The 20,301-nt window shown below is 70.9% G+C and carries 17 protein-coding genes; 3 read left to right on the top strand and 14 right to left on the bottom strand.

The window, feature by feature from the left end:
- Positions 1 to 2: 2 nt before the first annotated feature.
- From ACTWPT_RS34940 to ACTWPT_RS34900, 9 genes are all read right to left on the bottom strand, one after another.
- Complete coding sequence (locus ACTWPT_RS34940) at positions 3 to 1,034, bottom strand: ABC transporter ATP-binding protein (RefSeq protein ID WP_443181778.1); 1,032 nt, start codon at positions 1,032 to 1,034, stop codon at positions 3 to 5.
- The gene (locus ACTWPT_RS34935) at positions 1,031 to 1,888 is read right to left on the bottom strand and encodes an ABC transporter permease (RefSeq protein ID WP_443181777.1); all 858 of its coding nucleotides are present in this window, start codon (positions 1,886 to 1,888) and stop codon (positions 1,031 to 1,033) included. Before ACTWPT_RS34935 ends, ACTWPT_RS34940 begins: the two co-directional genes overlap by 4 nt.
- 5 nt (positions 1,889 to 1,893) lie before the next feature.
- Positions 1,894 to 2,694, bottom strand: coding sequence for a molybdate ABC transporter substrate-binding protein (gene modA, locus ACTWPT_RS34930; RefSeq protein WP_443181776.1), 801 nt, complete (start codon positions 2,692 to 2,694; stop codon positions 1,894 to 1,896).
- A 17-nt stretch (positions 2,695 to 2,711) separates the two neighbouring features.
- A complete protein-coding gene (locus ACTWPT_RS34925) occupies positions 2,712 to 3,122 on the bottom strand; it encodes a TOBE domain-containing protein (RefSeq protein ID WP_443181775.1) in 411 nt (136 codons plus the stop codon).
- Between the two features lie 233 nt (positions 3,123 to 3,355).
- On the bottom strand, positions 3,356 to 4,426 hold the full coding sequence (locus ACTWPT_RS34920) for a hypothetical protein (RefSeq protein ID WP_443181774.1): 1,071 nt from the start codon (positions 4,424 to 4,426) through the stop codon (positions 3,356 to 3,358).
- Between the two features lie 56 nt (positions 4,427 to 4,482).
- Entirely contained in the window at positions 4,483 to 5,544 is a 1,062-nt protein-coding gene (locus ACTWPT_RS34915; RefSeq protein ID WP_443181773.1) for a Gfo/Idh/MocA family protein, read from the bottom strand.
- On the bottom strand, positions 5,541 to 6,539 hold the full coding sequence (locus tag ACTWPT_RS34910; RefSeq protein WP_443181772.1) for a Gfo/Idh/MocA family protein: 999 nt from the start codon (positions 6,537 to 6,539) through the stop codon (positions 5,541 to 5,543). Before ACTWPT_RS34910 ends, ACTWPT_RS34915 begins: the two co-directional genes overlap by 4 nt.
- Positions 6,529 to 7,659 (bottom strand): N-acetylglucosamine-6-phosphate deacetylase, encoded by a 1,131-nt coding sequence (locus ACTWPT_RS34905; protein WP_443181771.1) that lies wholly within the window; start codon positions 7,657 to 7,659, stop codon positions 6,529 to 6,531. The genes ACTWPT_RS34910 and ACTWPT_RS34905 overlap by 11 nt, the downstream gene beginning before the upstream one ends.
- A 120-nt stretch (positions 7,660 to 7,779) precedes the next feature.
- Positions 7,780 to 8,481, bottom strand: a complete 702-nt coding sequence (locus ACTWPT_RS34900) for a LacI family DNA-binding transcriptional regulator (protein ID WP_443181770.1) — start codon at positions 8,479 to 8,481, stop codon at positions 7,780 to 7,782.
- A 385-nt stretch (positions 8,482 to 8,866) separates the two neighbouring features.
- Here ACTWPT_RS34900 and ACTWPT_RS34895 point away from each other — a divergent pair, with 385 nt between their 5' ends.
- The 3 genes from ACTWPT_RS34895 to ACTWPT_RS34885 all read left to right on the top strand — a co-directional run bounded on the left by ACTWPT_RS34895 (position 8,867) and on the right by ACTWPT_RS34885 (position 11,736).
- Entirely contained in the window at positions 8,867 to 9,643 is a 777-nt protein-coding gene (locus ACTWPT_RS34895; protein WP_443181769.1) for a glucosamine-6-phosphate deaminase, read from the top strand.
- A 75-nt stretch (positions 9,644 to 9,718) separates the two neighbouring features.
- Complete coding sequence (locus tag ACTWPT_RS34890; RefSeq protein ID WP_443181768.1) at positions 9,719 to 11,119, top strand: mannitol dehydrogenase family protein; 1,401 nt, start codon at positions 9,719 to 9,721, stop codon at positions 11,117 to 11,119.
- Positions 11,116 to 11,736, top strand: a complete 621-nt coding sequence (locus ACTWPT_RS34885) for a sulfatase-like hydrolase/transferase (protein WP_443181767.1) — start codon at positions 11,116 to 11,118, stop codon at positions 11,734 to 11,736. The genes ACTWPT_RS34890 and ACTWPT_RS34885 overlap by 4 nt, the downstream gene beginning before the upstream one ends.
- Positions 11,737 to 11,805: 69 nt before the next feature.
- On the opposite strand, the gene ACTWPT_RS34880 is transcribed toward ACTWPT_RS34885, so the two are convergent.
- Genes ACTWPT_RS34880 through ACTWPT_RS34860 form a run of 5 tightly spaced genes read right to left on the bottom strand, consistent with a single transcriptional unit; the run spans position 11,806 to position 20,296 of the window.
- Positions 11,806 to 12,831: a methyltransferase gene (locus ACTWPT_RS34880; protein ID WP_443181766.1), complete on the bottom strand. Its 1,026-nt coding sequence runs from the start codon at positions 12,829 to 12,831 to the stop codon at positions 11,806 to 11,808.
- A 34-nt stretch (positions 12,832 to 12,865) separates the two neighbouring features.
- Positions 12,866 to 14,155: an MFS transporter gene (locus tag ACTWPT_RS34875; RefSeq protein WP_443181765.1), complete on the bottom strand. Its 1,290-nt coding sequence runs from the start codon at positions 14,153 to 14,155 to the stop codon at positions 12,866 to 12,868.
- The gene (locus ACTWPT_RS34870) at positions 14,152 to 18,357 is read right to left on the bottom strand and encodes a non-ribosomal peptide synthetase (RefSeq protein ID WP_443181764.1); all 4,206 of its coding nucleotides are present in this window, start codon (positions 18,355 to 18,357) and stop codon (positions 14,152 to 14,154) included. The genes ACTWPT_RS34875 and ACTWPT_RS34870 overlap by 4 nt, the downstream gene beginning before the upstream one ends.
- A complete protein-coding gene (locus ACTWPT_RS34865; protein ID WP_443181763.1) occupies positions 18,354 to 19,004 on the bottom strand; it encodes a DUF6875 domain-containing protein in 651 nt (216 codons plus the stop codon). The genes ACTWPT_RS34870 and ACTWPT_RS34865 overlap by 4 nt, the downstream gene beginning before the upstream one ends.
- Positions 19,001 to 20,296 (bottom strand): FAD-dependent oxidoreductase, encoded by a 1,296-nt coding sequence (locus ACTWPT_RS34860; protein ID WP_443181762.1) that lies wholly within the window; start codon positions 20,294 to 20,296, stop codon positions 19,001 to 19,003. The genes ACTWPT_RS34865 and ACTWPT_RS34860 overlap by 4 nt, the downstream gene beginning before the upstream one ends.
- Positions 20,297 to 20,301 lie beyond the last annotated feature (5 nt).

Here is a 20,301-nt window from a genome sequence, read left to right as displayed (position 1 = left end):
GCTCATGCCGGGTAGGCGTGGGTCTCGGCGGCCTTGACCGACGCCCACACCTGCTGCCCGGTCATCAGGTCGAGGTCGGCTAGGGCAGCAGGGGTGATGTCGGCGAAGGCGGTGATCGGGCCGTCGAGGTGCACGCGGACGTTGTCCCCGTGCCGTTCGATGCCGCCGATGGTGGCCGGCCACTGGTTGCGGGGGCTGCCGTCGGGGCGGGTGCGGTAGAGGGCGACGGCGGCAGGCGGGAAGGCGACGAACACGGGACCCTGCAGGGGGTCGCTGGTGCTGAGCGGCAATTCGCCGACCTTGACGGTCCGGCCATCGGCCACCCCTCGGTACAGGTTGAGCCCGACCAGGCGAGCGACGTAGTCGGTACGCGGGCGGCGCGCCACGTCGGCCGGGGCACCCTGCTGGACGATGGCGCCGTTCTCGATGACGATCAGCCGGTCGGCCAGCACCATCGCGTCCAGGGGGTCGTGGGTGACCAGGACGGTGGCGCCGTCGAACCCGGCCAGGTGGCGGCGCAGCTGGGAGCGGATCTCCAGCCGGGTGTGGGCGTCGAGCGCGGCCAGCGGCTCGTCCAGCAGCAGCAGGCGCGGCCGTACGGCCAGCGCGCGGGCCAGCGCGACCCGCTGCGCCTGTCCGCCGGACAACTGCCGGGGTTTGGCGGCCGCGTGCTCGGCCAGGCCGACGCGCGCGAGCTGAGCAGCGGCGACGCGGCGCGCCTCGGCCTTGGAGGCGCCCTGGCAGCGCGGGCCGAAAGCGACGTTGTCCAGGGCGGACAGGTGCGGGAAGAGCAGGTAGTCCTGGAAGACCATGCCGATCGGCCGCTGCTCGGCGGCCGTGGTGTGCAGGGATTGCCCGTCCAGGCTGATGTGCCCGCCGGCCATGGCCGTCAGGCCGGCCAGGGCACGCAGGGCGGTGGTCTTGCCCGCGCCGTTGGGACCGAGCAGTGCCACCACTTCCCCCGGCGCGACCTGCAGGGTGATGTCGAGGGCGAAGGCGGGCCGGGTGACCACCAGGTGCGCCTGCAGGGTCATGGGCTGCTCACCCACCGATCGCGCAGGCTGGCCAGGATGATCACGGAGACGGCCAGCAGGACGAGGCTGAGCACGACCGCGGCCTCCGGCTCCGTCTCCAGCGCCAGGTAGACCGCCAGCGGCATGGTGCGGGTGGTGCCGGGGAAGTTGCCCGCGAAGGTGATCGTGGCGCCGAACTCCCCAAGGGCCCGCGCCCAGCACAGCACCGCCCCGGCCACCACGCCCGGCATGATGAGCGGCAGGGTCACGCGGCGGAATACGGTCCAGCGGGAAGCGCCGAGCGTGGCTGCGGCCTCCTCGAAGCGCTGGTCGGCGCCTCGTAGCGCGCCCTCGACGCTGATGACCAGGAACGGCATCGCCACGAACGCCTCGGCGACGATCACGCCCGCGGTGGTGAACGGCAGCGTGATCCCGAACGTGGCCTCCAGCCACTGCCCGATCAGGCCGCGCCGCCCGAACACGAGGAGCAGCGCCACACCGCCCACGACAGGGGGCAACACCAGCGGAACGGTGACCAGGGCACGCACCAGGCGTCGGCCCGGGAAGTCCACCCGGGCCAGCAGCCACGCCAGCGGCACGCCGAGCAGCAAGCACGCCGCGGTGGCGATGGTGGCGCACACCAGCGACAGGCGCAGCGCCTCCAGAACGTGCGGTTCGGCCAGGCGCGCCAGAAGTGTCGGCCACGGGGCGCGGATCAGTAGCCCGGCCAGCGGCAGCACCAGGAACGCCAGCCCGGCCACGGCGGGCACCAGCAGCATCCACGGCGGACGCGCGGAAGTCCGGCGGGATGTGGTGGCGCGGCCGGCGGACCCGTCCTGCGGGTCGGCCGGGAATTTCTGCTCGGCGGCGGCCATGGGAGTCAGGGGGCCTCGAAGCCGGCCTTGGCCAGCACGTCCTTGCCCTGCTGCGACAGCACCAGGTCCACGAACCGCTGAGCCAGGTCACCGGCGGGCGCCTTGGCCAGTGTCGCGATCGGGTAGTCATTGATCGCCTGGTCCGCCTCGGTGAAGTCGATGCCCTCGGCCTTGCCCGCAGAGGCGATGACGTCGGTCTTGTAGACCAGTGCCGCGTCCACCTCACCCAGCTCGACCTTGGTGAGGGCGGCCTTGACGTCCTGTTCGAGGGTGACGGGGGTGACTTTCAGCCCGGCCGCGTCCAGCGCCTTGATCGCGGCGGCTCCGCAGGGCACCTGCTCGGCGCACAGGGCGACCTTCACCTTGGGGTCGGTCAGGTCTTTCAGCTCGTCCACCATGGCCGGGTTGTCCGCGGGCACGGCGATCTGCAGCTTGTTGCGGGCGAACGTCGCCGGCGAACCCGCCAGGGAGGCGTCGGTGACGGTCTTCATGGTGGCCGGGCTGGCGGCGGCGAAAACGTCCGCGGGCGCTCCCTGGGTGATCTGCTGGGCCAGCGTCGCACTGGAGCCGAAGTTGAACCTCACCGTCGCGCCCGGATGAGCGGCCTCGAAGGTCTTGCCGAGCTCGGTGAACGTGCCGGTCAGCGACGACGCCGCGAACACCGTCACCTCCTTGGCGCCCCCGCCCGCGGCAGCGGACGCGGACGCCGTCGAGGCGTCCGGCTGGCTGGAGCCGCAGCCGGACAACCCGGCGATCGCGAGCGCGAGGGGAAGCGCGAGGGCCCATCGGAAAAGACGCCTGGACACCAAGAAGGGCTCCTTATCTAGCTGCCGGGCACGTGTTCGCGGCCGGGAATCTCGACGACGACGTTGGTGGACTTGATCACGGCGACCGCCACCACCCCCACCTCCAGGCCGAGCTCGTCAGCAGCCTGGCGGCTCATCAACGACACCACCCGGAACGGCCCCGCGGCGATCTCCACCTGCGCCATCACCGCATCGCGAAGCACCTCGGTGACGATCCCGCGAAAGCGGTTGCGCGCCGAGGAGCGACCGCCGTCGCCGGGCGCCTCGACCTGGGCACGGGCGAACGCGGCCAGGTCCCCGCCGTTAACCCGCCGGTGACCGTGCTCGTCCCGCTCGGCCGTCAGCCGTCCGGCGTCCACCCAGCGGCGCACGGTGTCGGAGCTGACCCCCAGCAGCCCGGCTGCCTCGCTGATCCGAAACCTCGTCACAAACCCCACCATACCTGTCGCACATTCCAGCCTAAATGCCATCTATTAACCGCAAAAACGGCATGATCTGCGTTTCCGCTATGGCATCCACGAGATTTCGCCTGCGAGCTGGGCACGGCCGCTGTGGCCAGGCCGTCCTCCCCCTGGGTCCCAGGAGGAGGAAAGACCGACCGGGCCACCTGGGTGGCGCGCCAACGGTCGCCGACTGGAGTGCGCCCCGAGGGGTCGATCCGCTACTTGGTGAGTACGCCGGTGAGCCTGTCGTAGCGGTGGACGATCTGCTGAGTCCGCGAGGGCTCCTGCAGGTCATGGAGGTTGGCGGTCAGCAGGCCTGCGTGCACTCTGTCGCGGGTCCGGATGCGTAGCCAAGGGCGATCCGCCCGGCGTACCGCGACTTCGTCGACAAGGTCTCCGGCCGGCCCGGCGGTCATGGAGTAACGAGGCCCGCCCGGTGGGTCGACATCCAGCCCTCCGTCCTCCCGGATGGTGATGGTGACGACCAGCTCGCCGCGACCGTCGTTGGCGTCGCCGGAGAAGTCGTACAACGGTGCCGGGTCGCCGACCCGGTATCGGAGGCGGCCGTGGCCGGTGACGTCCATGCCGTTGTAGAAGTTCCTGCCGTCCTTGTCGATCCAGAAGTGTGGGTTGTTGGTCGGCGAGCTCCAGTCCGGACCGGCGTTGTAGGACATGTGCCAGTGCGGCGGATTGTCCGGGTGCAGGGTGTTGTTGGTCTCGAAGCCCATCAGTACCCAGCGATGTCCCTTGGCCGCGGCCGTGGCCAGGAGTCCGGAGTCCCGCCAGATCGCCTCGGTGGCGAACAACTGATGGATCTGCGATTGGACCTGGTTCGCGGGCCACGCCACCTCGGTCCACGGTCCTGCGGCTCGATCGGGGTCGTTGTGTTCAATTCGCCAATAGAACGAGCCGGTCACCTCCGGGTGGCTCCAGATCTGAAGGGTCGGCTGGAGCGAGTCGATCGTGGGGTTTCTCACGGGCAGCGTGAAGGTGAAGGCCCAGGGGTCACCGGGGTCGTGGCGAATTGGCAGCCGGTCGTCCATGTGCACGACCGCTTCAACGCGGACGTCGGGCCAACGCACGTGGACTTCGACGCCGTCCGCTGCGGGCCCCTGGACGAAGGTGTAATACTCCGCGCGGCTGGCCACGTCGTATTTCGCTCCGGGCACGAACACGTAACCGTCGGGCAGTGTGATCTCCGGTCGGCTGGGATCTCCCGGCCGCAGGCGGGCAAGCCGGAACGCGGAGTACGCCGATTCCTGGCCGTGTCCCGCAGTCGCCGATGCCACCGCCAACGCGGCCCCGGGAACGACCGCTAACAGTGCCCTTCGTGAAAGTGATCTCCTCATGGGTTCCTTCCGATCTCGGGACCGTGTGACTGCGCCTCGCCGTGGAGAGACGTATAGAAGGGATCGCTCGGACCGATGCTGCCTTGGTCAACGAGCTGACCGGTGAACGCCGACTTGTACATCGCGGTGATCAGCTCCAGCGCGGCGCGTCCGCCCGCACCGCTGGTCTCCGGCCGTCGCCCTGCCCGGATATCCGCGACCAGCTCGCGTAACTGGGCCAGGTGACCGCTCGGCTCGTCCACATCCGGCGGCCACTTCGCCGCCACTTCGGGGGCGACCTGCGGGGCGGGTGTGTAGGTCCAATCGGCGTTGGAGTAGCCGTACAGATGACTGACCTCGATCGTGGCGCGTGAGGTGTCGATCCGGAGGTGGCTCACCTCTCGCGGGGACAAGGCGCTGTTGACGACCGTCGCCAGAGCCCCATTGGCGAACTCCACGATCGCGATCGAGACGTCGTCGGTCTCGATGTCCCGCGCCAGCCGTGCGGCCATGGCACTCACCCGCCGCCATGGTCCCATCAGGGCAAGCATCACATCGATGTGGTGAATGCCCAGGCACAGAGCAATCCATGCCGGCCGGTTGTGCCGGGTGAGCTTGTGCGGCCCCGTGGCGGTGATCAACGCCAGTTCACCGAGTTCACCGTTCCTGAGCAGCTCGGACACCGCGATGGTCGGCGGATAGAAGCGTTTCTCGAAGGCGACCGACAACATCCGCCCGCTGCGCCGCCACGCCTCATGGATCGCGTTCAGGTCAGTGCCGGCCGTACACAGCGGCTTGTCGGACAGGACGTGAGCGCCCGCGGACAGCGCGTCAACGGCGATCGGCCCGCGATCACCGAAGACGTCGCCGATGGCGATCACATCCGCGGAAACGGCATCCAGCAGCTGGGTGTGGTCCTCGTAGGCGGGCGCGTCATATCGCTCGGCATAGCCGCTCCTGAGCTCCTGATCGCGCTCGGCTATGCCGACCAGCTCCACGTCCCGCCGCGACTCCGCCTCGGCCAGGATCGTGTTGATGTGCGGATGCCGTACACCGGCCACGGCAAGCTTGATCGTCATGCTCGCTCCAAAGCAACGGCTCGGCCCGTTCTCGCCGACGTGTAAACGGCCTCGATCAGGGCCAGCGTGTGGATCGACTCGGCGGCGGTCACGGCCGGCCGCCCGCCTGTCCGGACCGCGTCGATGAGGTCCTGCCACTGGCGACGGTGGCCGTCAGCGCCGATCGCGGCGGGATCGGCGGCACCACTGGACACGCGACCACGGCCAGGCAAGGGGATCTCGTCAGGCCAGGTGACGATCTCCGTGTCGTGGATGCGGACGGTACCGCGTTCGAAGAAGAGGCTGATCTCGGTTGGATGGCCGGGCGGGGTCGTGGTGGTGGTGACGATCGATCCAAGTGCGCCGCCGGAGAATCGCACGGTTGCGACGGCCGTGTCCTCGACCTCGGCCACGTGAGCGAGAGTTCCGATTTGGCCGGTGACCCATGTGGCCGGACCGAGATACCAGGTCAGCAAGTCGACGGCGTGCCAGCCCTGATTGGGCAGAGAACCACCGAGCGGGTCGGTCGCCCGCCACGCGGCGATCTCGTAGTAACTCTGCGGGCGATGCCAGTGCAGACGGACCTCGCCGAGCAGTGGCCGCCCCAGCCGTCCGGAATGAACGATCTCCGCGACGTGCGCCAGGTGCGGGAGAAGCCGTTGTTGTGAGACGACCGCAAACCGCCGATCGGCTGACTCGGCGAGCTTCTGCAGATCCCGTAGCTCGGCAACGGTGATCGCGGGAGGTTTCTCGACAAGGACATGGGCGCCATGCTCAAGTGCGGACTGCGTTTGCCGGGCATGCAGGGTCGGCGGCGTGCAGATCGCCACCACGTCAGGAGCAACCTCGGCGTACAACTCCTCGTCCGTGGCGCATCGGTGCACTCCCGGAGGCACGTCCTCGCCGCTGCTCACAATGCCGGCGAGAATGGCGCCATCGACCTTCGAGACCGCCTCCGCGTGAATGCGGCCGATGAGCCCGTAGCCGATGATGCCAACGGTGACGTCAGGTTTCATAAACGGCCTCCCCCTTGACATAGGTCGTCCGTACCGACAAGTCGGGCGTGGTCACGGTGAGGTCGGCTCGCTTGCCTGGCGCGATCTCTCCCCTATCGGGAAGACGCAGCAGTCGGCTGGGGTTCGTGGCGGCCAGCCGTACGGCTGCGGGCAGGCTGACCTCCGTGTGGGTGCAGACCCATGCGACGCATTCGGTCAGGCATCGGCCCGAGCCTGCCAGCAGATTCGAATCGGTCTGGAATAAACGTCCGTCGGGCGCGACCGAGACGCGGCCGCCGACGGGCGTCGTGTAATCGCCAGGAGGGCAGCCGGCCAGCGTCGCGGCGTCGCTGACGAGCAGTGCGTGATCCATTCCCTTGGCTCGGACCATCGCGGTGAAAGTGTCGGCGGGCAGATGATGCCCGTCCGCGATGAAGGTCGCGGCCAAGCGGTCGTCCGCAAGCTGTGCCCAGAGGTGATTGGGGTGGCGCGGCAACGAAGCCGAGGTGCCGTTGCCGAGGTGGGTGGACAGTCGCGCTCCGGCCTGCGCCGCGGCTCGGATCTGGTCCGCCGAGGCCGCGGTGTGACCGATCGAGGCGATGGTTCCCCTGCCCGTGACCTCGGAGATGTAGGCGGCGGATCCGGCGCGCTCCGGGGCGAGTGTGACGATCCGCACCAGATCGCCGCATGCCTTCTGCCAGCGCTCGAACTCTTCGATGTCGGGATCCCTGAGGTGGCGGATGTCGTGGACGCCACGTGGGCCGTCGTCGCAGGACAGGTACGGCCCTTCTACATGAATCCCGGGGATGGCGTGGCGGATGAGCGGGTCACTGGCGCGCGCGTCGGCGATCACCTTCAGCGCCCTGACGATCCTTTCCTCGGGTGCGGAGATGATCGTCGGGCACAGGGTCGTCACGCCGCGCCGCCACAAGGCGCCGACCAGGGCGGTCACCTCGTCAACGGTGACGCTTTCGGCGTTGACGTCGAGTCCGGCATACCCGTTGACCTGAACATCCACCAGGCCGGGAAGGATCAGGAGATCGGGCGCGTCCGGGAGCTCCCTGACGGAGGCAATGCGGTCGCGATCGAACTCCACCTCGACCGGCCGCCCGTCCGCGAGCCTGCCTCGCAGCGCCTTCATCGGTCCGGCCAACTCGAAACGTGCGAGGGGACGTCGTCCATGAGCATCCTCCCTGGGCGACGAATGTAATCGATTGCAGTATCTTGTCGCCTCACTCCTGGCCGGTCAAGAGGGGAAATCTCAGCGTTTCGGTGCCGGGGCGGTCGATCCGCGAGCCACGAACACCCCTGGCAACTTGGCGTGGACGGGCTCTCCCGCGGGCGCCTCGATCTGCCTGATCAAGGTCTGCACGGCCATCTTCCCCAGGTCGTCCATGGGGGCACTCACCGTGCTCAGGCTGGGCGTGATCGTCTGTGCCAGAAGCACGTCGTCGCATCCCACCAGGCTGCGCTGCGCCGGCACGGAGACCCCGGCAGCGGTCAGCTCGGCGATGACCCCGCAGGCCATCAGGTCATCGAAGGCGAAGGCCGCGGTGGCATCGGTGCCCAGCAGCGCCGCACCCGCCTGCATGCCGCCCTTGAAGGTGGACCGGAACGGGCCGAGCTCGAGGAGTCTCACGCGGCTGCCACCGGCCCAGCGACGGATCGCCTGGGACCGCCGCGCGGCGGCCCAGGACGCGCTCGGCCCGGCCAGCAGGGCGATCGTGCGATGCCCCAGAGCGTAGAGGTGGTCGCCGGCGTCGAACAGGGCCGCGGTGTTGTCACACACCACGGACGGCAGTTGCTTCAGAACCCGGTTGACCAGGACGCTGGGCAGGCCGCGAGCCGCCTCGCTCAGGGCGGCGCCTGTCGAGCGCGGCGACGCGATGATCACACCGTCCACGGTGCCACGCAGCCGCCCTACCAGCAGCGACTCCTGGGCCGCGCTCTCCTCGGCGTCCATGAGCACGATCGAGTTGCCGGTGCGGCCGGCCGCGTGCTGAACGGAACGGCTCGTACGAAGGGCGGGAAGAACGGGTTGGTGATGTCGGGGACGACCAGGCCGATCATGCCGGTGCGGCCCGTCACCAACCCGCGTGCGGCGGTGCTCGGCTGATAGTCCAGCTCCTGGGCCGTGCGGAAGATCCGCGCTCGCACTGACGCGCTGACCAACTCCGGCCGCGTGAACGCACGGGACACGGTCGCGGCCGAAACCCCGCACCTCTCGGCGATGGAATAGATCGTTGGCCGGCTCACTTTCGCTCCCCCTGCTCGGGCTGGGTTGACCACCTGCACCTTACCGAAGTAGAAATCATGCAATCGGTTACACCACTTGAGCGAGATGGTCGATGATCCACTCCACTTCCGCCGGGCGCCTGACCGTGCGCGTCTATCGAGACCGAGCCGACGCCGGCGCCGCGGCGGCAAGTGCTGCGGCACAGGCACTCCGCGACGTTCTGGATCGCCAGAACCATGCCCGGGTCGCGTTCGCCGCCGCACCGTCACAGCTGGAGATGCTTACGGGGCTGCGCGCCGCCCCGGACATCGACTGGTCCCGCGTCGTCGCCTTCCACCTTGACGAGTACGTTGGCCTGCCCCGGGAGGCGCCCCAGAGATTCGACAAGTTTCTCCGTCGCGAGATCTGGGACAGCGTGCGCCCCGGACAGACACATGCCATCGATCCCGACGGTGACCCGCAGGCGGCCTGCGCCCGATACGCGGAGTTGCTGGAGGCGGGGCCATTGGATCTGATCTGCCTGGGCATCGGCGACAACGGTCACCTGGCCTTCAACGACCCTCCGGTCGCCGATTTCGATGACCCCCTACATGTGAAGGTTGTCGAACTGGACGATGCATGCAGGAAACAGCAGGTCACCGACGGCTGCTTCGCCACCCTCGATGAGGTGCCGACGCGCGCGGTCACGCTCACCCTTCCGACTTTGTTGTCGGGGAAGCGGCTCATCGTGACCGTTCCCGGCGCGGCCAAGCACAAGGCGCTGCGTGCGACCCTCGAAGGGCCGGTCTCGGTGGACTGCCCCGCCTCGGCCTTGCGCGAGCACACTGCGAGCACACTCTTCGCCGATGCGGCCGCCTACGGAGACACGCATGAAGATCCTCGACGTTGAGGTCATCGTCACCTGCCCTGGCCGGAACGTGGTGACCCTCACGATCAACCGGCTGATGGACGGGAGCATGCACCAGTGGTGACCAGGTTGCGGCGCGCCGTGCTCCCGCGCATCGATCCCGCGCTGCGGCCGGTGGCGGAGCCACGGTCCACCGGGATCGTCCATCTTGGTCTGGGCGCCTTCCACCGGGCGCACCAGGCGGTCTTCACCGAGGATGCGATGGCGGCCACGGGTGACGACCGCTGGGGGATCTGTGGATTCAGCCAGCGCAGCGCAGCCGTACGCGACCGGCTCGCGCCGCAGGACGGGCTCTACACCGTGCAGGCCAAGGATGACGCCGAGGTCCAGCTGCGCGTTCTGGGCCCGCTGAGAGAAGTGCGGCACGCGGGCGATGACCCAGACGTGCTGACCGCCCGCCTCACGGCCGAGGCGACGCAGATCGTCTCGCTGACCGTCACCGAGAAGGGCTATCTGGGCGGCGGGGTGATCGGCCGGCTCGTCCGTGGCCTGGAGGCGCGCGCCGCGGCCGATGCCGGTCCCCTCACGGTGCTGTGCTGCGACAACATTCCCCAGGGTGGTGCTGTCCTCGCAGGTCTGGTCGATGACTTCTGCGCCAGGCGGGGTACGGCCGCGCACGCCTGGATACACGAGAACGTACGGTTCCCGTCCAGCATGGTGGACCGGATCGTCCCGGCCGCCACCGCGAGCGACCGGGCCGAGGCCGCCACGCGGCTGGGATTCGATGACCACGCTCCGGTCGTCACCGAGCCGTTCCGGCAGTGGGTCATCGAGGACGACTTCGCCAGTGACCGCCCGGCCTGGGAGGCGGCCGGCGCCTTGCTGGTCGCGGATGTGAGCCCCTATGAACGCATGAAGTTGCGCCTGCTCAACGGCAGCCATTCGATGCTGGCCTACCTCGGCGGGCTGGCCGGCAAGGAACACATCGCGGACGCCATGGCGGAGCCCGCCTTCGCCGAACTGGCCGGTCGGCTGATGGACGACGACATCACACCGACGCTGTACGGGCTCGACGGGTTCGACCTTCGCGCCTACAAGCGGTCGCTGCTGAACCGGTTCGCCAACCGCGGTTTGCGCCACCGAACCGCGCAGGTCGCCACGGACGGCACGCAGAAGTTGCCCCAGCGCCTGCTCGATCCCGCGCGCGATTGCCTGGCCGCCGGCCGTGAACCGCTGTGGATCGCGCTGGCGATCGCGGCTTGGATGCGATACGTCAGCGCGGGCCACACGGACGACGGCGCGCCCATCATCGTTCACGATCCGCTGAGCGCCGACATCCACAAGATCGTCGCTGCTCGCCCGGATCCGCGGCGCATGGTCGATGAGCTACTCTCCGTGTTCGGCGGTGACCTTGGCGCGGATCGCGACTTTCGCGGCCTGGTCGTCATGTGCCTGGAACGGCTCATTAAGCAGGGCGCGGCACCGGCCGTACGGTCATTGCTGCGAGGAGCCGGGTGAGCCCGCCGAACGTGCTGCTGATCATGACGGATCAACAGTCGGCCAATGCCATGAGTTGCACTGGGAACGCGGACCTGCATACCCCGGCCATCGACTCCCTGGCCGAGGCGGGGGTGCGGTTCTCCCGGTCGTACTGCACGAGCCCGCTGTGCGCGCCGTCTCGCGCATCAATGATCACCGGGCGGATGCCGTCGGAGCTGGGCGTGAACGACAACATCCCCGTCGTGCCGGACTCATTTCCCACCCGGTCGCTGGGCGTTCTGTTCCGCCAGGCCGCTTACGACACCGCGCATGCGGGAAAGTGGCATGTCCCCGGAGTGAACCATGACGGGAGAAGTGGATTCCGGCAGATCTACGAGGGGGCACACGAGGGACTCGCCGCGCTGATCCGGCAGGTTCCAGACGTGATCGAGAACTCCGGTTGGGTCTCCTCCGACGGACTGACCACACAGGAAACCGACGAGGACCGGTACGGAGAGCGGCTGGGACCGCACTTCGACGCGGCCAGCCAGCGAGTTCTCGGCGTCCGCTACGCCGACGTGATGTGCGCCAAGCAGGATCAGTCCAGGTGGCCGGTTGTCTCATCGAGGCTGGGTCGAAACCTCCCGCGGCCCTGAGACGCCGGGCTTCCGCGCACTGCCGCGACCGCCGAGATGACCGCCGGGTGGACGTGCCGGCCCACGGGATCAGCCGGGATCAGCCGGCGTGGTGGCCGTCACGAGGGCGTGTGTCGGCGAGCGGGTGAGCTCCTGCCAGGGACCGGCGGTACATCCCGCGGCCTCCAGCCATCCCCGGATCGTCGCCGCCGGGTGCAGGGCGCCTCCTTGGGTGTGCCACAGGTTGAGCGAGAATCCCGCCCCGAAGGCGACGTCGGCGGCGTTGCCGCGGTGCTCGGGCATGCTCTCCAGGACGACCAGCAGGCCTCCCGCCCGCAGCGTGCCCGCGGCCTTGGCGACCAGCGCGGCGGCGTCGTGCGCGCCGAACCCGTGCAGCACGTTGAAGAGCACGGTCACGTCCTGCTCGCCCGGCAGGTCGGCGGTGAGCAGGTCGGCGGACCGCCAGGTCAGCTTTCCTGCGAAGCGTTCCGTGACGGCGCCGTCGACGATCGTGCCCGACAGCCCGGGGTAGGCACGGCAGAACGCCTCGGCGTACAAACCGTGGCCGCCGCCCAGGTCGAGCAGGCTCTTGCTGCCCTCCGGCAGCGGCACGAGCGAGACGACCTCCTCCGCCAGCCACTCGGCTAGGCCGCGTTGCAGGTCGTGGAAGGCCGAGGAGAGGTCCGGACGGCCGGCGAGCCAGGTGTAGAAGCCGCCCGCCGGGGTCCCGGAGCGCACCGCGGCGCTGAGCCCGGCCCACTGCTCCTCAACGATGGCCTGCCACAGGCCGAGGATCCGCCCGTAGTCGACGGGCGAGGTCGAGCAGAGCCAGGCCGCCGTCGCGGCCGTGTTGGCGTGCCGGCCATCGTGGCGCTCGACGTATCCCGTGGCACGCAGCAGTCCGAGCAGCTGGTCCAGCCCGTCGGGGGCGGCGCCGACCGCCGCGGCCAGCTCGTCCGTCGTCAACGGTCCGGCGGCGAGCGCGTCGAACAGCCCCAGCGAGCGCGCTGCCCCGATGGCATGGCAGGCCATGAGGCCGATCAGGTCCAGCATCGGCGCCGGGGCCTCGCCCCGGCGGAAAGCGGCCACCTCGTGGGGTGGCAGGTCGACTGGCATAGCGTTCCTCTCAGGCGGCTCTTCCGGTGACTCTTCAGGCGACGGGGACCGGGACCGGCCGGTGCTCCAGCCGGCGCAGGGCGGGCAGCGTGGCCAGGACGGCGGCCATGGCCAGCAGGAGCAGCCCGTCCAGGAGCAGGACGAAGGCGATCCCGCGCCCCTCGCCGACGCCGACGAGCAGGCCCACGCTGCCGGCGAGCGCCCCGCCGGGCACCAACGCCGGGTTCAGCAGGTGCTCCGCCACGGGTGCGGCCAGCAGGTAACCGACGGGGACGGCGGCCGATCCGAGCGTGTGCACGGTGCCCATGGCCCGCCCCAGCACGGCCGGCTCGATGCGGCTCTGCAGCACGGCGTGCGCGCAGCCGTTCACCACGGGCAGCGTGAACAGGAACCCGGCGGCGGCCAGCCCCACCAGCAGCGGCGAGGGGCTCAACGTGTGCAGCACGAGGAAGACCCCGCCGAGCGCCATGAACGCCGTCATCCCGGTGACCTTCCGGCGCGGCCCGCCCCAGGCGCCCATGACGAGGCTGCCCGCGAGCATGCCCGCGCCTCCGGCGAACATGAGCACGCCCAGCACCCCGGGGTCGGCGAAGGACAGGATCAGCGGCTGCACCAGCACCCCGGCGACGGCGAAGGTGAAGTTGAATCCGGTCAGCGCCGCCACTAGCGCCGGCAGCCCGGCCCGGGCGCGCAGGTGGCGCAGGCCCGACCCGAGATCCTGCAGTATGGCAGGCCGCTCGGTGGCGGCGCCCGGCCGCAGCACGGTGGCGGGCAGCCGGATCAGCAGCAGGGCCGACATGGCGACGCCGAAGGTGGCGAGGTCGAGCACCACCACCCCGGTCATGCCGACCGTGGCCAGGAGCGTGGCCCCGAGGACGGGCGCGGCGATCTGGACGCCGGTGGACAGGTGCATGAGCCCGTTGGCGCGGCCCAGGTGCCGTTCGGGGATCAGTAGCGGCGTCATGGCCTGGTAGGCGGTGAGGTGGAAGACGCCGCACGCGCCGCTGACGGCGCCTGCCAGGGCGACGTGCCACACGGCCAGCGCCTGCGTCCCGATCAGGGCGGCGACGGCGGCCGTCGACAGGGCCGCCAGGCAGTCGGTGACGATCATCACCCGGCGCCGGTCGAACCGGTCGACGATCACCCCGGCGAACGGGCCGATGAGGATGCCCGGGAGCATGCCGCTGAGCACGACCAGGGCGAACTCCGTCGGCGATCCGGTGCTCTGGTACACCCAGACGCCCAGCACGAAGGTGGTGAGGCTGGAGCCGACGGACGACAGCAGCGACGCCGTCCAGATGAGCGCGAACCGGACGATGTTCATGCGTGCACCACCTCGGCCAGGCGGTCGGCGTAGCGCCTGACGAGCGCGCCGCCCGCGGGCGGGCACACGATCCCGGCGCGGGCGAGAACCCGCTCGGTGTGGCCGCAGTCGAAGGCGGGCCGCCGGAACTGCGGGTCCGCCGCGGACAACACCGTCGCGAACGGCGCCATCGGACTGTCCGCGCCCAGGCCGCGGGCCTGCGCCCGCCATGTGTCCCATGGCACGCACGCGGCGTCGAGAGCCTCGGCGATCTCCCGGTAGGAGATCGTCGCGCCGTTGAAGTAGTGGTAGTCGCCGGCCGCCGCGGAATCGGTGATCAGGTGGGCGATGCCCGCCGCGACGTAATCCACGGGTGCCATGTCCTCCTCGATCGGCAGGTCCGGCACCATGCCGAGACGGACGCACGTGGCCAGCAGGCGGCTGAAGTAGTCGCCTGCGTTGCCGAGGCCGCTCTCGCTGTGCCCGCTGACCCGCGCCGGCCGGTGCACCACGACCGGCAGGCCCTCGTCCCGGGCCCGGCGCACCAGCCGGTCGGCCACCCACTTGCTCTGGTCGTACCCCGTCTCCAGGCCGGCAGGATCGTCCGGGGCGGTCGTCTCGGCCACCACCCGGTCCCGGTGGGCCCCGCCCAGGAAGACGCCGAGTGTGGAGACGAAGTGCAGGCGGGCGCCGCCGAGTCCGGCCAGCCGCAGGGCCTCGACCGTGCCGCCGACGTTGACCGGGCGCATGCGGTGGAAGCTCTCGTAGAAGTTCACCTGCCCGCCGTTATGGCAGATCACCTCCACCGCGCCGGCCAGCTCGGCGAACCGCTCCTGGTCCAGGCCGAACCGGGCCGAGCCCAGATCACCGGGCAACCCGCGCAGCCTGCCCGGCGGAGCGTCCAGCCCGTAGACCCGCAGGTTGTCCAGCACCCGCTGCCGGGCCTGGTGCTCGTCGGCGGCCCTGACCAGGCAGACGATCTCAGCGTCGGTGCGGGCCATGAGCTCGCCGATGAGGTGGGCACCGAGGAAGCCGGTAGCCCCGGTCAGCAGGATCGCCGAGCTGCGCCGTACCGAGGGTGCGGTCGTCGGCCGTACGGCGAGGTCGGGTGGCAGTACGGCGAGCGGTTCCAGGTCGAGGTGCTCCTGCTCGGCCCCGCGCTCCACGGCGGCGGCGAGCTCGGCCAGGTCGGCCGTCTCGAGCACCGCGCGCAGGGACACGTCCGCGCCGAGCTCCCGCTTGATCTCCGCCACCACCCGGCCGGCCAGCAGCGAGTGCCCGCCCACCTCGAAGAAGTTGTCCGACCTGCGCACGTCGTCCACGCCGATGACTCGCTGCCATACCGCGGCCAGCGCCGACTCCGTGCTGCTCGCGGGCGCCTCGCCCGCCGGTCCCGGCAGGGGCGGCAGCGCCGCCTGGTCCACCTTCCCGTGCGTCGTGCGCGGGATGGCCTCGACCATCACGAACGCCGCCGGCACCAGGTATCCGGGCAGCCGCTCGCGCAGGAACGTGCGCAACGTGCCCGGCGTCGGTTCCGGCGCGCCGGTCGCCGCGTAGGCGATGAGGCGGTCCCCGGAAACGACGACGGCGCTGTCGGTGACGGCCGGGTGTGCCCTGATGGCGTGCTCGACCTCGGCCGGTTCGATCCGGTGGCCCCGGATCTTCACCTGGCGGTCGCGCCGGCCCAGGAACTCGACCGCGCCGCCCGGCCGTACCCGCGCCAGGTCGCCCGTCCGGTACAGGCGGGCCCCGGCGGGCCCTTCCGGGTCGGGCACGAAGGCCGCCGCGGTCAGGGCGGGCTCGCGCACGTACCCGTCGGCCAGGCCGGCCCCGCCCAGGTGCAGCTCGCCCACACCGCCGGTGGGCACCACACGTCCCGACCGGTCCAGGACGCGGGCGCGCACGTGCGGCAGCGGCGTGCCGATCGGCACCCGGCCGAGGTCGCCGAGCTCCTCCGTGCCGCCGATCCGGTGCACGGTGGCGCAGACGGTGGCCTCGGTGGGGCCGTAGTGGTTGAACAGAGCGCACCTGCCGCGTGTCACCCGCTGCCAGGTGCGCACGTCCTCGACCGGCACCTCCTCTCCGCCGACCATCATGATCTCGACCGGCCAGCTCTCGGGAACGCCCGTCCCTGCCAGGTCGGCGACCCAGCGCCGCCACAACGCGACGGGCGCGTCGACGGCGGTGACGCCGTGCTCGGCGCAGAAACGTACGAGCTCCGCGCCGTCCAGCCGGGCGGGCTCGGGATGGATGACCAGGGTCCCGCCGGAGGTGAGCACGGGGAACAGGTCGCCGACCGAGGCGTCGAAGGTGAGCGGCGGCAACATGAGCACCCGATGCTCGGGCCCGAAGCCGTGCACGTCGACGAACGAGCGGGTGAACTCCGCGACGGCGCCGTGCGGCACCAGCACGCCCTTGGGCGTGCCCGTCGACCCCGACGTGAAGATCACGTAAGCCGGGTCGCCGGGGCGCACCGGCCGGCGAAAGGCAAGGCCCGTGCCGCCGGACACCGGCACCTTCGCCCCCGCGAACGTGTCCAGCTCGGCCAGCCTGCCGGGCGGCGCGACCACCGCGACCGCCTGCGCCTGACGCAGCAGGAGCGCCGCCCGGGCCGGCGGATGAGCGGGGTCGAGCGGTAGGTACGCGGCCCCGGCGAGCAGGACACCGACGACGGCGGCGATTCCGTCCGGCCCCGCGGGGAGCGACACGCCGACCACCGGACGGGCGTCGCCGGACCCGGTGAGCGGCTTCAGGCGCGCCGCCAGCTCCTGCGCCCGGGACACCAGCTCGCCGTACGGCAGGCACTCCCCCTGGGCCAGGACGGCGGGCCGGTCCGCGGCCCGCTCGGCCTGCCGCACGATCAGGTCAGCCACGCTCTCCCAGGTCCCGGACGGCGGCGCGGGCGGTCCGCCGCGGCCCGCCGCGGCGTCGAAGGAGATCCGGCTCACCCGCAGGTCCGGGTCGCCGGTGAGGGCCTCGATGGCGGTGGTCAGGTGACCCGCCAGGGCGGCCACGGTCTCCGCGTCGAACAGGTCGGCCGCGTAGTCGAGGTACAGCTCGACGTCGTCACCCACGGTGACGTACAAGGTGAGGTCGAAGCGGGCCTCCGGGGCAGGTAGCTCCCAGTGTTCGGTCAGGAGGTCACCGGCCGTCCGCGGGCGGCCGTCCAGATGGTCCATGACGACCATCACCTGGAAGAGCGGGTTGTGGCTGAGGTCGCGGCGACCTCCGGCCAGCTCCACTACCTCGTCGAACGGCGTGCCACCGTGCGCGAGGGCCTCGGCCACGGTCCGCCTGCACTGGCGAAGGAGGTCCGTCACGGTCGGGTCGCCACCGAGATCCAGCCGCAGCGCGACGGTGTTGGCGAACATGCCGACCGTCTGCCCGAACTCCCGCGCCGTGCGGCCGTCCATCGGGCATCCGACGACGACGTCGTCCTGGTCGGCGCACCTGCCCAGCGTGACGCCCAGGGCGGCCAGCACCATGGTGAACACCGTCGTCCTGGTCCTGCGCGCGCCCTCCACCAGGCCGGTGTGCAGGTGGGCGGGCAGGACCCAGCGATGTTGCGCGCCGCGTCCACTCGGCAGGGCAGGGCGGGGCCGGTCGGTCGGCAGGCCCAGCAGGGAGGGTGCGCCGGCCAGCCGGGAACGCCAGTAGTCGCGGGCGACCGAGCCCCGGCGGTCACGTTCCTGGTTCTCCCGGCCGAGCCAGGCGACGTAATCGGAGAACGGGACGGCAGGCGCGTCGGGCTCGAAGGTTCCGGCCAGCATGCCGTACAGCTCGGTGAAGAGGATCTGCAGCGAGCGCCCGTCGCAGATCGTGTGATGCAGGCACAACACGAACACGTGATCATCCGGCGCCAGCCGGACGAGCAGCGCCCGCATGAGCGGTGCCCCGCCGAGCTCGAACGGCCGGGCCACGAACGTGTCGCACACCGCATGCGCCGCGGCCTCGTCGGGGACCTCCACGAGCTCCAGGTCCACGTCGACCTCGTCGCTCACGATCTGAGCCGGACGCCCGTCCCCGGCGTCGGCCAGCCTCGTGCGCAGCGCCTCGTGTCTGGCGGCCAGGCGGTTCAGCGCCAGGCGCAGACGGCCGGGGTCGAGGGGCCCGCGTAACCGGTGCCCGTCCCTGACCTGGTAGCCGGATGGGTCCTGCCCGGCCTGGTGCAGGAACCACAGCCGTTCCTGGGCGGGCGTCAGCGGGAAGCTCGTGGCCGTCATGGCTTGGTCACCAGGTCCCTCAGGTGCACGGGCACCTGCTCGCCGAACAGGTTGCGGTAGGCGGCCAGGTGCGCCTCGTCGGAGATCAGGAAGGGCAGGTCGGTCGGCACCATGTGCCTGATCACGAGCATCGGCACCGGGCTGCGCAGCGGGCGGAAGTCCGCGTTCCACAACCCGCTCTTGTCCGGCGGTCCGTCGTGGAACTCCCCGATCATCAGGCCGTGGCCCACGTAGGCGTCCTTGAGCTCGCGCTGCGCGGCGTCGATCACCTGCGGCGCGTCCCGCATGCCAGGCAGCAGGACGAGGATGGTCGTCGACTGCGCGGCGGGCCCGCCGCGCGGGGCAAGGTCGAGGAACCAGTCACGGTAGGGCGCCAGCAGGGCGCTCAGGGACTCGACGGTGTGCCCGTCGCCCGGCTGGACGGCCAGCAGGAAGGCCCCTCGGTCGAGGGACGCCTGCGCGTACGGGCACACCGGCCCGCGCCGGCCCAGCTCCGCGTGCGGCCGGCACAGGTAGGCACGCGCCCACGCGACGACGGCCCGCAGGTCGGCCTGGTGCGCGCCGATCAGGGGGTGAGGGGCGAGGTCGGGCTCCACGTCGGCCGGATCGAACAGGACGAGGGAGTCGTCGTACGGATGTTTGATCATCGAGGGGTCCTCTCGGAGCGCTGCCGGAGCACGGCGAGCAGGCCGGCGACGGCCAGGCCCACCCCGGTCGCGGCCAGCGCGGCGGCTACCCGGTCCTGGCGCCGAGCGCGCCGCAGCGCCTCGCCGTAGGGCACGGTGGTGTGCGAGACGAGCGTGTACAGCGGCACCCAGGTGCCAGGGAACGCCTTGTGCAGCAGCAGGTCGAGGCGCTTCCTGGCCAGGCGCAACGGTGAGCGCATGCCGTCGCGCAGCTCCAGGAAGTTCTGCGCCGACAACTCGGCCAGTACGTCGGTGTGCGGCTTGCGGGAGCGCTCGTAGGCCGTGAAGGCGGCCTGCCGGTCACTCGGGTGCCGAGCCAGCATGCGGTCGAGGGCCAGGCAGTCCTCGAACGAGGCGTTCATGCCCTGGCCGTAGAAGGGGTAGACGGCGTGGGCGGCGTCGCCCACGAGAACCATCGTGTCGCGGTGGTGCCACGGCGCGGTGCGTACGGTCGTGAGGTGCCCCATCGGCGCGGCGGACGCCTGCTCGTCGAGGTCGGGCACCAGCTCCGCGAGGTGCGGGAAGGCATCGGAGACCGGGTCCGGCGGCTCGTCGCGCGGCAGGAAGAGCGTGCAGGTCAGGCTGTTGTCGATGTTGGGGTGCGCCACCCCGAGACCGCGCTCACCCGGCCAGATGTGCAGGGCCTCCAGTGGTACCGCGGGCCCGCCGCCGGGCCTGGCACGGATGGTGACCTCCTTGTAGCCCCATTCGAGGTACTCGCGGCTGAAGTCGGCCGGCAGGCCACGCTGCATTTCGGTCCTGACGAGCGAGGACGCGCCGTCGGCGCCGACCACGAAGTCCGCGGCGAGCTTCCTGCCGTCCTCCAGGGTGACGGCGGCGCCGTCCCTGTCGACGGCCGTGCACCGGGTCTCGAAGTGCAGCCGCACGCCGGGCTGCTTCTCCGCGTGCTCGACGAGCAGGCAGACCAGCGCGTCCCGTCCGATCGAGTGCAGGATCTGCGAAGGGTCGTTGCCGTAGGGGTAGAACGCCTGCCGCCCGCCGGCAGTGTGCACCATGCGGCCGCGCATGGGCACGGACAGCCGCTTGGCCTCCTGCCACAGCCCCACCTCGCGCAGGGCCGTGATCGCCCGGGCCGACATGCCCAGGTTGATGGACCGGCCGCTGTCGTGGCGGGCCGAGCGGGAGTCGGGGCGGCGCTCGACCAGGTCGACCTGGTATCCACGCCGCGCGAGCAGGCTCGCCAGCAAGGGGCCTGCCAAGCCCGCGCCCACGATGACCACGGTGGAGTCCATGCCGC

Origin of the sequence: Nonomuraea sp. 3N208, assembly GCF_052245935.1 — a bacterium.
Taxonomy (GTDB): domain Bacteria; phylum Actinomycetota; class Actinomycetes; order Streptosporangiales; family Streptosporangiaceae; genus Nonomuraea.
This window is presented reverse-complemented; position numbering and strand designations above follow the sequence as displayed.